Origin of the sequence: Kitasatospora sp. NPDC036755 (genome assembly GCF_040636595.1) — a bacterium.
GTDB lineage: Bacteria > Actinomycetota > Actinomycetes > Streptomycetales > Streptomycetaceae > Kitasatospora.
The window spans coordinates 1-10,231 of record NZ_JBEZUT010000310.1 but is presented as its reverse complement, the minus strand read 5'-3'; the positions used below and the strand labels follow the sequence as shown (position 1 = coordinate 10,231).

The window sequence follows — 10,231 nt, the reverse complement described above, 5'->3', positions numbered from 1 at the left end:
CCCCCGGCTGACCATGGTCGGCTCGCTCGTCGACGCGATCGTGGAGCGGGCCGCCCGCTCGAAGGCCGCCGCACCCCGCTACTCGCTCGGCGGCGCGCAGTGGCAGCGCGCCCGGCTGTCCGCGTCCGGGTCCGTCACCGTCCCGGAGACCGGGAGGTGGCCGAGGTCGCCGGTGGCCGAGGGCGGGCCCAGGTGGACCGTGCCCGCGACCGCCAGCGCCGCGTCCACCACGTGGCCGACGAACAGCTGCACCATGCTGCGGCGGGCCGCCGGGTGGCCGAAGAGGATCTCCGCCTGGGTGAGCGCCCGGGCGTGGTTGTCCACCTGGACGGGCAGTCCGGTGGCGCCCGCCAGGAGCTCGCCGAGCGGCAGGTCGTGCCAGTCCAAGGGGTCGTGACGGGCGATCACCCCGCGCTCCGGGTCGACCGAGCCGCCGGTGACGGCGCCCAGCCCGACCACCGTACGGCCGCCGCCCAGGGTGGCGAGCAGCCGGGGCAGCCGCGCGAGCAGCGGCTTCAGCAGGTCCGGGCCGGTGCGGCCGCGGTGCGGGACCTCCTTGCGCCGCAGCACCCGGCCGCGCAGGTCGAGCAGCGCGACCGTGGTGAACGGCAGGCCGATGTGCAGCCCGGCCACGGCGAGTCGGTCCGGGTCCAGGTCGAGCGGCAGCTGGGGGCGGCCCAGCGCGCCCGGTCCGGCGCCGGCCAACTCCGGCCGCTCGCGCAGGAGTCCGAGCCGGAGCAGGTCCACCGTCTGCCGGGAGACGGCCGAGGCGCTGAGCCCGGTGAGCGCGGCGACCCGGCTGCGGGCGATCGGCCCGTGGTCGAGCACCGTGCGCAGGACGGCGGAGGCGTTGGCGTCCCGGCGGTCGTCGCCGGCGCGTGGGGCGGTGGGCGTGGTCCCGGGCGCGGTGGCTGTCGCGGGCGCTGTCGCGGGCGCTGTCGCGGGCGCTGTCGCGGGCGCTGGCGTGGTCACGGGAACGGTCGCGGGCGTGGTCATGGGTGCGGCTCAGCCGTCGATCCCCCCGGCTCCCCGGTCAGTTGGCCGCTTCGAGCTCCTCGGCGGGCACGAGGCCCGGCACCCGCGGCGGGTCGGCGGGCTCCAGCAGCCGGCTCGGGGTGCCGTCCGGGCCGACCGGCAGGTCCCCGTCCAGGGTGATCCGGCGCACCAGGCGCGGCTCGTCGCCGTAGTCGGCGACCGCGTAGTGCTGGGTGGCGCGGTTGTCCCAGATCGCGACGTCGCCGACCTGCCAGTCCCAGCGGACGGTGTTCTCCAGCCGCTCCACGTAACGCTGGAAGAGGTCGATCAGGGCCTTGCTGTCGTCCCCCGAGACCTGCTGGATGCGCTGGGCGAAGGCCCCCAGCAGCAAGGTCTTCTCGCCGGTCACCGGGTGGACCCGGACGACCGGGTGCTCGGTCTTGAACGCGGTGGAGACGAACACGTCCCGGAACAGCCTGGCGACCTCGGCGTTGTCCGCCAGCTCGGGGCGCAGGGCGAGCCGGGCGGCGTAGTCGTAGTCGTTGGTGTGGACGGCGCGCAGGCTCTCGGCGAGCGCCTTCAGCGGGGCGGGCAGGTCCCGGTAGGCGGCCGCGGTGTTGGCCCAGACGGTGCTGCCGCCGGCCGGCGGGACCTCCAGGGCGCGCAGGATCGAGGCCTTGGGGTAGGACGGGACGAAGGTGACGTCGGTGTGCCAGTTGTTGGCGCGCACGCCCTTGGTGGCGTCCAGCTCGAAGACGTAGCGGCCGTCGGCGCTGGGCACGGTGGGGTGGCCGACCGGGTGGCCGAGCAGCCGGGCGAAGGCCTCCTGCCCGGCGTCGTCCAGGTGCTGCTGGCCGCGGAAGAAGAGCACCTTGTGCTCGTACAGGGCGGCCTCCAGGGCGGCGACGGTCTCGGCGGGGAGGTCGCCGCCGAGGCGTATGTCGTGCACGGTCGCGCCGATCCGGCCGGCGACGGGGGTGAGGCGCAGAGCGGTGGGGGCGGTGGTGGTCATGGCGGGGCCCTTCCGGGACGAAGGTGGTGACGTTCAGTGACGAAACGCGGGTGCGCGCAGCGGCGTTGGGGCAGCTGCGGGCGTACGGCTCCGCGGTGCGGCGAGCGGCGTACGGGCGTGGCGGTCCGGGCTCGGCGGACGTTCAGCGGGCGAGCGCGCCGCGACGACAGCGGCGCGGGCAGCGGCAGGGGACGGGGCGGACGGCGGTGTGCATCGGCCCTCCTTCCTGGTCGCTGCGGATGGGCTCGGGCCTCATCGTGCTGAACCGCGCGGCCCCTGTCAATCGTCATCCTGCCTGGTGGGAGCAGGTGTTGCGGCTTCGTTTCGGCCGCTTGCGGCTCCTTGCCGCGTGTTGCTGCGGATGACGCGGGGATGGCGGGCGTGCTGCGGGCGGGCACTCGGGCTTGCCGCCCGGGGGCGGGGTTACTAATTTTCGGAGCGGAAGTAATCCGGGCCGGCGCGGGCGGTTCCCGCCCCGGGGCCGAGGCCTGCCCGGATCCGGGGCGGCGGTGACGTTCGGTGATCGCTCTGTGGGCGCTACTGCCCGAGCAGCCGGGCGAGGTCCAGCCCGAGGCCGCCCAGGACGGGCAGCGCGCCGAGGTCGGTCACGCCGGCGACCGGGATGCTGTAGCCCTGGTTCACCTCGCGGGGCGCCGCGCCGGCGGCGACGGGCGCGGTGGCCGGGAGCAGGACGGTGCCGAGGATCAGGGCGACGAGCGAGGTGCGCATCTGAGGGGGCCTCCGGAGGGGTGGGGGTGACGGTCTGTCAACACCCTGCGTGCCGGGGCGGTCACGCATCTTCGCCCCTTCGGGCGCATTGGTAAAGATGCTTGCTTTGTGTTCATGCCAACATCGCGGAGGTCTGGACCACCTTGCGAGCGGGCGCATACCTTTCCTTCACAAGGACGGGCATTCGGTCGACGAACTGTCGTGCGAACGTGTCGAGTTCTGCATGGCATGGTCATGACCATCCGTCTTCCGCACGGCAACCGGAGGGAACGAACCATGCGCGCCATCGGCAAGAACCTCAGGATCCTCGCGGGCGCCCCGCTCGCCGCAGCCGCCCTCATCGCCCTCACGGCCGGCTCCGCCAGCGCCGCGATACCGGTCAACCAGCCCATGACCGGCAAGGCCACCTACTACAACGACGCCGGCTACGGGGCCTGCGGCACCCAGATCAACGCCGCCACCCAGATGCTGGTCGCCGTCTCGCACACCTGGTGGACCACCGCCAACCCGAACAACGACCCGGTCTGCAAGGGCATTTCGGTCAAGGTCACCTACCAGGGCAAGACCATCACCGTGCCGGTGAAGGACCAGTGTCCGTCCTGCGACTCCACCCACATCGACCTCAGTCAGCCGGCCTTCGCCAAGCTGGCGCCGCTGGACAAGGGCGTCATCACCGGCCTGAGCTGGCAGTTCGTCAAGACCGCGCTGAACGGCAAGACGGTCGAGCTCTCCGCCCCGATCACCGGCTCCACCATCGGCTGAGCCGCCCCCGGACGACGGAGCCCGCCCCCGCCCGGCTCGCGGGGGCGGGCACCCGGCCCATCAGGGGCCGGTGGTTCCAGCCGCCGCGGACGGAATCGCGACCTTTCGGAGCTACCGCCGCGCCCCGCCGGGCGGCAGGGCGCCGTCCGGCAGCGGCGGGGCCATCGCGAGCAGCAGCTGGACGGCCGGGGGCGCGGTGCGCGGATCGTGGGCGAGCCCCAGGGTGACGGTCGGCACCGGGGCGGTGAGGCGGCGCAGGCAGACGCCGGGTATCCGGAAGACCCGGGCCCGGCCCTCGGGGATCGGCGCGATGCCGTAACCCGCCGCCACGGCCAGCAGGAGCTGCTCGTCGTCCGGCTCCTCCCGGACGATCCGCGGCGACCCGCCGGGCCACAGCTGTCCGGTGATCAGCGCGTGCATCCCGGGCCCGTTCTCGCGCGGCCAGAGCACCACCGGCTCGTCCACGATCCGGTGCCGGCCGATCCGGGCCCGGCTCCGGGCGAGCGGGTGGCCGGCCGGCACCGCGAGCAGCAGCTCCTCCTCGGCGATGATCCGGCAGGCGAGCTCCGGGACGTCCAGCGGCGGCCGGACGAACGCCGCGTCCAGCCGCCCCGCGAGCAGCTCGGCGACGCTGTGCGAGGTCCAGGTGGTCTGCAGCGCGACGTCCAGCTTCGGGTACCGGTTGCGGAACTCCGTCACCAGGGCGTCGCAGACCCCGCCGCGGGCGGAGCGGGTGTACGCCACCCGCAGGCGTCCCTCCCGCCCCTGGACCACCGCGGCGAGCCGCTCCTCGGCCGCCGCCACCTCCCGCAGCACCCGCCGGGCCTCCTCGGCGACCGCCCGCCCGACCGGGGTCAGCGCGCAGCCCTTGCTGGTCCGTTCGACCAGCTGCACCCCGAGCTGCCGCTCCAGCGCCTTGACCTGCTGGCTCAGCGCCGGCTGCGCCACGTGCAGCCGGCGGGCGGCCCGGGTGAAGTTCAACTCCTCCGCCAGCACGGCGAAGCAGCGCATGCGGCGCAGGTCCATCCGCGGGCCGGTCCGCTGGTCCGTTCGCGGGGCCGTTCGCGGGTCCGTCCGGCGATCCATCCGGCGATGATAAGCGCGGCTTATCGCCTCCGGACAGATCCGGTCTTGGACGGCTTCCGGCGGGACAGGCTTTCCTGGAGACGGCCGCCGACACCCGGTGGGCCGCCCTTCGAGGGAGGAGTTCACGATGGACGTCGTCGTGGTCGGAAGCGGGATCATCGGGCTCACCACAGCGATCCGCCTGCAGGAGAAGGGGCTTCGGGTCGTCGTGGTGACGGCGGACGGCCTGCTGTCGACCACCTCGGCCGTCGCCGCGGCCGTCTGGTTCCCGGTCGCCACCGGTACCGACAAGCGGGTCGCGGACTGGTCCGCGACCGCCTTCGCCGAGTTCGCCCGCCAGGCCGAGCAGGGCGTCCCCGGCGTCTCGATGCGCAGCACCCGCATGCTGGAGCGCGAGCGGACGTCGGAGGGCCTGCCCTGGTGGGGCGGGGCCGTCCCGGACCTGCGCCGGCTGAGCGCGGCCGAGCGCGGAGCGGACTGTGCGGACGGCTGGTCGTTCACCGCCCCCGCCGTGGAGATGCCGCTCTACCTGCCCTGGCTGCTCGGCCGGTTCATCGACCGCGGCGGCGAGGTCGTCCAGCGCCGCCTCGACGCCCTCGACCAGGCCCTGGCCTGGGCGCCCGTCGCCGTCAACGCCACCGGGATCGGCGCCCGGCAGCTCTGCGACGACCGGGCGGTGCACCCGGTGCGCGGCCAACTCGTCCTGGTCGGCAACCCCGGACTGCCCAGCTCGACCCGGATCCAGGACGACCCGGCCGGCTACACCTACATCCACCCGCGCAGCGCCGACGTCGTCCTCGGCGGCACCTTCCAGCCCGACGACTGGAACACCACCCCCGACCCGGCCACCGCCGAGGCCATCCTCGCCCGCTGCACCGCCCGCATACCCGAACTCCGCGAGGCCCGCGTCCTCGGCCACGCCGTCGGCCTGCGCCCCGCCCGTCACGGCGGCCCCCGCCTCGAAGCGGAGCCGGGCGGCCGGATCGTCCACAACTACGGCCACGGCGGCGCCGGCGTCACCCTCAGCTGGGGCTGTGCGGACGCCGCGGCGGACCTGGTGGGGTGATCGGGGAGCCGCCCGCCCCCGCAGGGGGCGGGCGGCTCCTGGCCGCCCGTTCCGGTGGGCGTCGGGTGCATGGATACCGGGTGCGCGGGCCTGTCGGATCCGGCACGGTGGGTGACGGCGGCGCGGAGCGTCCGCACCGAGAGGGGAGTCAGCGGGATGAAGGCGCCGATGCTCTACGTCGTGGTCTGTGCGGGCGGGGTCGCGGGCGGGGTCGGGGAGCTGATCGCCGAGGCCCGGCGACAGGGGTGGGACGTCGGGGTGGTGGCGACGCCCGACGCGATGGAGTTCATCGATGCCGAGGCGATCGCCGCGCAGACCGGCCATCCGATCCGCTCGGCCTGGCGGAAGCCCGGCGAGCCCCGGCCGCTGCCGGACCCGGACGCGATCGTGGTCTCCCCGGCCACCTTCAACTCGATCAACAAGTGGGCCCTGGGCATCTCGGACACCCTGGCCCTCGGCATCCTCTGCGAGTCGTACGGCTGGGGTGTTCCGGTGGCCGTCCAGCCGTGCCTCAGTGCCGCCCAGGCGGCGCACCCGGCGTACGCGGAGAGCCTGGCGAAGCTGCGGCGGATGGGGGTGCGGATCGCTGACTTCACGCCCGGCTCGTACAGCTGGACCCGGGCCCTGGAGCTGTTGCGGGACTGACAGGGTGGCTGATCGGGAGCGGCGATCCTGGCAGTGTGGAGGGTATGCCGACCGGGACGGCCCGGGTAGCGTCCGGGCAGGTCAGCGAGGGTACGGGAGGTTTCCGGTGGCGGCGGTCAACGGCGGGGTGTCGTTCTGGTACGCGGCGGACGGGGTGCCCGGGGCGGGCCCGGCCCTGCCGGGCGACCGGGACGCCGACGTGTGCGTCGTCGGCGGCGGGTACACCGGCCTCTGGACGGCGTACTACCTGAAGAAGGCCGACCCGACCCTGCGGATCGCCCTCCTCGAACAGCGCTTCTGCGGCTACGGCGCCTCGGGGCGCAACGGCGGCTGGCTGTACAACGGCTTCGCGGGTCGCGGCGCGTTCGCCAAGCGGTACGGGCCGCAGCGCGCGGCGGCGATGCAGCGGATGATGGACGCGGCGGTCGGCGAGGTCGTCGACGTCGCCGCGGCCGAGGGCATCGAGGCGGACATCGTTCGCGGAGGTGTCCTCGAAGTCGCCCGTAGCGAGCCGCAGTTGGAGCGCCTGCGCGAACACGTCGAGGGCGAGCGGGCCTACGGCGAGGGCCGCGTCGAGCTGCTGGGCGCCGAGGAGGCGACCGCGCGCGTCAACGTCGCCGGCACCCTCGGCGGCTGCTGGACCCGGTACGGCGCCCGCATCCAGCCCGCCAGGCTCGCCCGGGGACTCGCGCGCACCGTACGGGAGTCGGGCGTCGAGGTGTTCGAGGGCACGCCCGTCACCGCGATCCTGCCCGGCTCCGGCCACCGCCGGCCGCGCGCCGTCACCCCGTACGGCACCGTCACCGCGGACCGGGTGCTGCGCGCCACCGAGGGGTTCACCGCCGGGCTGCGCGGGGAGAGGCGCACCTGGCTGCCGATGAACTCGGCGATGGTCGCCACCGAGCCGCTGCCCGCCGAGTTCTGGGCGGAGACCGGCTGGGAGGGGCGCGAGGTGCTGGGCGACTTCGCCCACGCCTACATGTACGCCCAGCGCACCGCCGACGACCGGATCGCGCTCGGCGGGCGGGGCGTGCCGTACCGGTTCGGCTCGCGGACGGACTCGGACGGCTCCACCCAGGTGGAGACGGTGCGCCAACTCCGGCAGGTCCTCGACCGGTTCTTCCCCGCCGCCGCGCACGCCAGGATCGACCACGCCTGGGCGGGCGTGCTCGGCGTCCCCCGGGACTGGTGCGCCACCGTCGAGCTGGACCGGGCCGGCGGGCTCGGTTGGGCGGGCGGGTACGTCGGCAGCGGGGTGACCACCGCCAACCTGGCCGGCCGCACCCTGCGGGACCTGGTGCTCGGCCGCGACACCGAGCTGACCGGGCTGCCCTGGGTCGGGCACACCGTGCGGCGCTGGGAGCCGGAGCCGCTGCGCTGGCTCGGGGTGCACGCGATGTACGCCGCGTACCACGCCGCCGACCGGCAGGAGGCGGCCGGCCGGGCCACCACCTCGCCGATCGCCCGGGTCGCGGACCTCGTCGCCGGGCGCTGATTCGCCGGGCGCCGAGTCCCCGGGCGCTGAGTCGCCGGGCGCTGAGTCTCCGGGCACTGAGCCTTCGGAGCGCCCGCACCGGGAGCACCGGACCCGGGGCCGTCGAGCCCGCCACCACGGAACCCGCCACCACGGAACCCGCCACCACGGAACCCGCCATCACCGAGCCCGCCACCACCGAGCCCGCGGTCGCCGAACGGGCCCGGTGGGAACGCCGGGTTGACGGCTCGGCGTGCCGGACCGCGTTGCGCCGCCCGCCGCTGCGGCCGGCCCGCCAGGATGGCGGGATGACAGTGAACGAGGCGGTCCCGCCGCCGATGCCGGCCGGCCCGAGCCGTCGCGCCGATGGTCCGTTCGGACGTGCCGCCGAGCGGAGTCGGCCCGCAGCAACGACGGTGAAGGCGTGCTGAGGAGAACACTGCCGGCCCTCGCGGTCGCCCTGCTGCTCTGCGCGCCCGGCGGCGGCGCGTGGGCCAGGTCGCCGGGCTGGCAGGTGGCGGTCGTGGACCAGGCCTCGCGCGGTGTGCTGGTGTTGCAGAGCGCTGAGGAGCTGATGGCCTACCGCGGGCCGGGCCGGCTGCCGGTGGTCTGGGGCTGGAGTGCCGACCGGGTACCGGAGTTGGCGGACCTGGCCCCCGCGCGCAGCTGGACGAATCCGGACGAGGCGAAGTCCCGCGTGCGGCAGGGCCGTCGGTACCTCCTGACGACGGCCTCCGGGGGGTTGGCAGCGGTCGTGGAGGTGGCCACCGGCCGGATCCACTGGGCGGCGGACCTGGGGGCGTCCGTCAATCCGCACAGCATCGAGCTGTTGCCGGACGGCAACGTGGCGGTGGCCGCGAGCGCGGGCGGCTGGGTGCGGCTGTACGCGGCCTCGCAGGGCGCCCGGGCCGCGGCCCACGCGGAGTTCCCGCTGCCGGGCGCGCACGGGGTGCACTGGGACGGCCGGACCGGCCTGCTCTGGGTGCTGGGGGACACGGCGCTGACCGCGCTGCGGGTCGGCGGCACCGCGGCCGCGCCCACCCTCACCGCGGTGCGGAGCAGCCCGCTGCCGGACCGCGGCGGGCACGACCTGGCCGCCGTCCTGGCGGCTCCCGGGCACTTCTGGGTCTCCACGCTGGCCGGCCTGTGGCGCTTCGACCCGGCCGCCGACCGCTTCACCGCCGTGCGCCTGGCCGATCCGGCCGCCGAGCGGGACCTCAAGAGCGTCGGGGACGAGCCCGGTACGGGCCGGCTGCTCACCGTGGCGCCGGAGCACGAGGCGCCGTGCGACTGGTGCACCTCGGTGATCACCCTGCACCGGCCGGAGGGCGAGCGGTCGCTGCGCGGCACGCACCTGTACAAGGCGAGGTGGTGGAGTGTCTGGTAGCAGATCCCGGACTCCGGGGTACCGATTCCGGGGCGCGCGTCGGGGATACCACCCGAATTGCGGACGGCATTCGGATGATGGGGCATATTGTGTGTACCGACAAACTACTCCGATGGAGGTCAGTTTCCCGTCGCGGTCCGGAAACCAACAGTCGACCCCGGTCGGCTGGGATAGCGTCGTGGGGTCGGGGGGTCGACACCGATCCGGTGTAATCGAACGCTAGCTACTGGGCCGTAGCGGCCGAATGAGTCATGGAGAAAAACATGCGGAATTTCCCTGCGGAAAACCGGCCGGACGGAGTTGACGATCTTCAGCTCGCGATGGAATCTCTGGCAGCCTTCCCGTCCCGGAACGCGGGAAGCGGGGCGGACGTGACGGAACGGCTCGCCGCCGTCCACGACCTGTGCCGCGCGGTCGACGCGGTGCTGGACAGCCTGGTCGTCCAGGCGGCCGCCGAGGCGGCCGAGGAGGGGTGGACCGCGGCCCGGATGGCGGCCGAACACTCCGGCTACTACGCCAGGTTGCAGCGCGCGCTGCTCCCCGCCGGTGCCGGGATGACCCGGCAGTGAGCGCGGTGCAGCCGGGCGTGCACGCGCTGTCCTGCCCCACCCGGTGGAGCGACGTCGACGAGAACGGGCACATCAACAACGCCCGTCTGGTCGGCTACGTCCAGGAGGGGATTTACGACCTGTTCTGCCACCACGAAACCGCCGTACGGGAATCGCTGTTCCCGCACGGATTCCTTATCGCCAGGCACGAGATCGACTACCTGGAGCAGTTGCACCACCGGCCCGAGCCGCTCTCGGTGCGACTCACCGTGGAACGGCTCGGGCGGAGTTCCGCGCAGGTCGAGGTGAAGGTCTGCCGGGATCGGCTGACCTTTATGCGGGCACGGACGGTGGTGGTCGCGCGGGATCGCGAATCCGGCCGTTCGCGGGCGCTGAGCCAGGCCGAGCGGAGCTTTCTCGCGGCATTCATGACGGACCCGGCCCGCGCCCAGGCGGCCCTGGCGGCCACGACCGTGACCGCGGCGACGACGGTGGCCGCGGTGCCGTCGGCGACGGCCGCGGGGGTCGGTGCCGCCGCGACGGAGAT

General features: G+C 74.5%; 11 protein-coding genes. 7 read left to right on the top strand and 4 right to left on the bottom strand.

The features are described 5' to 3' along the window. Positions 1-78: 78 nt before the first annotated feature. The 3 genes from AB0E96_RS32800 to AB0E96_RS32790 all read right to left on the bottom strand — a co-directional run bounded on the left by AB0E96_RS32800 (position 79) and on the right by AB0E96_RS32790 (position 2,716). Positions 79-972: an ROK family protein gene (locus AB0E96_RS32800; protein WP_359829434.1), complete on the bottom strand. Its 894-nt coding sequence runs from the start codon at positions 970-972 to the stop codon at positions 79-81. A 61-nt stretch (positions 973-1,033) separates the two neighbouring features. Then, complete coding sequence (locus AB0E96_RS32795) at positions 1,034-1,987, bottom strand: TauD/TfdA family dioxygenase (RefSeq protein WP_359829433.1); 954 nt, start codon at positions 1,985-1,987, stop codon at positions 1,034-1,036. A 537-nt stretch (positions 1,988-2,524) separates the two neighbouring features. Then, on the bottom strand, positions 2,525-2,716 hold the full coding sequence (locus tag AB0E96_RS32790; RefSeq protein ID WP_359829432.1) for a hypothetical protein: 192 nt from the start codon (positions 2,714-2,716) through the stop codon (positions 2,525-2,527). Between the two features lie 234 nt (positions 2,717-2,950). On the opposite strand from AB0E96_RS32790, the gene AB0E96_RS32785 reads away from it, so the two are divergent. After that, on the top strand, positions 2,951-3,478 hold the full coding sequence (locus tag AB0E96_RS32785) for a cysteine/serine endopeptidase inhibitor (protein ID WP_359829431.1): 528 nt from the start codon (positions 2,951-2,953) through the stop codon (positions 3,476-3,478). Positions 3,479-3,589: 111 nt separating this feature from the next. Here the strand turns inward: AB0E96_RS32785 and AB0E96_RS32780 are convergent, their stop codons facing one another. Then, the gene (locus AB0E96_RS32780; protein ID WP_359829430.1) at positions 3,590-4,564 is read right to left on the bottom strand and encodes a LysR substrate-binding domain-containing protein; all 975 of its coding nucleotides are present in this window, start codon (positions 4,562-4,564) and stop codon (positions 3,590-3,592) included. Between the two features lie 127 nt (positions 4,565-4,691). On the opposite strand from AB0E96_RS32780, the gene AB0E96_RS32775 reads away from it, so the two are divergent. The 6 genes from AB0E96_RS32775 to AB0E96_RS32750 all read left to right on the top strand — a co-directional run. Continuing rightward, positions 4,692-5,630 carry an FAD-dependent oxidoreductase gene (locus tag AB0E96_RS32775; RefSeq protein ID WP_359829429.1) on the top strand — a complete coding sequence of 313 codons (939 nt, stop codon included), beginning with the start codon at positions 4,692-4,694 and terminating at the stop codon, positions 5,628-5,630. Positions 5,631-5,786: 156 nt separating this feature from the next. After that, positions 5,787-6,275 carry a flavoprotein gene (locus AB0E96_RS32770; protein ID WP_359829428.1) on the top strand — a complete coding sequence of 163 codons (489 nt, stop codon included), beginning with the start codon at positions 5,787-5,789 and terminating at the stop codon, positions 6,273-6,275. A gap of 106 nt (positions 6,276-6,381) precedes the next feature. Continuing rightward, entirely contained in the window at positions 6,382-7,770 is a 1,389-nt protein-coding gene (locus AB0E96_RS32765) for an FAD-dependent oxidoreductase (protein WP_359829427.1), read from the top strand. 403 nt (positions 7,771-8,173) lie between these two features. Next, the gene (locus tag AB0E96_RS32760) at positions 8,174-9,136 is read left to right on the top strand and encodes a DUF6528 family protein (RefSeq protein WP_359829426.1); all 963 of its coding nucleotides are present in this window, start codon (positions 8,174-8,176) and stop codon (positions 9,134-9,136) included. A 320-nt stretch (positions 9,137-9,456) separates the two neighbouring features. After that, positions 9,457-9,705, top strand: a complete 249-nt coding sequence (locus AB0E96_RS32755) for a hypothetical protein (RefSeq protein ID WP_359829425.1) — start codon at positions 9,457-9,459, stop codon at positions 9,703-9,705. Then, positions 9,702-10,231, top strand: a 530-nt coding sequence (locus AB0E96_RS32750) for a thioesterase family protein (protein WP_359829424.1), incomplete at its 3' end; no start/stop codon positions are given. The genes AB0E96_RS32755 and AB0E96_RS32750, both read left to right, overlap by 4 nt.

Coding starts and splice junctions, on each gene's coding strand:
- AB0E96_RS32785 (WP_359829431.1), top strand. CDS start 2,951: ATGACCATCCGTCTTCCGCACGGCAACCGGAGGGAACGAACCATGCGC.
- AB0E96_RS32775 (WP_359829429.1), top strand. CDS start 4,692: ATGGACGTCGTCGTGGTCGGAAGCGGGATCATCGGGCTCACCACAGCG.
- AB0E96_RS32795 (WP_359829433.1), bottom strand. CDS start 1,987: ATGACCACCACCGCCCCCACCGCTCTGCGCCTCACCCCCGTCGCCGGC.
- AB0E96_RS32770 (WP_359829428.1), top strand. CDS start 5,787: ATGAAGGCGCCGATGCTCTACGTCGTGGTCTGTGCGGGCGGGGTCGCG.
- AB0E96_RS32755 (WP_359829425.1), top strand. CDS start 9,457: ATGGAATCTCTGGCAGCCTTCCCGTCCCGGAACGCGGGAAGCGGGGCG.
- AB0E96_RS32790 (WP_359829432.1), bottom strand. CDS start 2,716: ATGCGCACCTCGCTCGTCGCCCTGATCCTCGGCACCGTCCTGCTCCCG.
- AB0E96_RS32780 (WP_359829430.1), bottom strand. CDS start 4,564: ATGGATCGCCGGACGGACCCGCGAACGGCCCCGCGAACGGACCAGCGG.